The sequence below is a fragment of the Lactobacillus sp. M0390 genome (genome assembly GCF_016102085.1).
Classification (GTDB): domain Bacteria; phylum Bacillota; class Bacilli; order Lactobacillales; family Lactobacillaceae; genus Lactobacillus; species Lactobacillus apis.
In genome coordinates, this window is record NZ_JACFPH010000025.1 from 1 (window position 1) to 402 (window position 402).

Below are 402 nucleotides of genomic sequence, written 5' to 3' on the forward strand. Positions count from 1 at the left end.
ACCCAACTAAGGCGCGAGCTTAAAGTTAGCGTAACTTTTATTCTTGATGCCATTAATGCCAATCCCAATCTGCCCCATCTATCCCTCAGTAATTACTACTACACTTTAAAGAAGAAGGACAAAGAGCGGGACAATCGAGAAATAATGGCTGAAATCAAAGCTGTTTATGAAGAACACAAGCACCGCTATGGCTATCGCCGCATTACTGCAGAACTTAGGCGTCGCGGTTTACTAGTCAATCATAAAAAAGTGCAGCGCTTAATGAACAAGCTGAAATTGTTTGGCATAGTCAGTAAACGCTGGCACAAATACAGCAGCTATCGCGGCACTCAGGGTCCGATTAAGCCTGACTTGATTAAACGCAGCTTCAGTGCGGTTTATCCCAATCACAAATGGTATTCA

1 protein-coding gene is annotated in these 402 nt (G+C 43.3%); it reads left to right on the forward strand.

The window, feature by feature from the left end; all coding sequences use genetic code 11:
• A partial coding sequence (locus tag H3R25_RS08990; protein WP_198195185.1) for an IS3 family transposase occupies positions 1-402 on the forward strand: 402 nt, incomplete at both ends.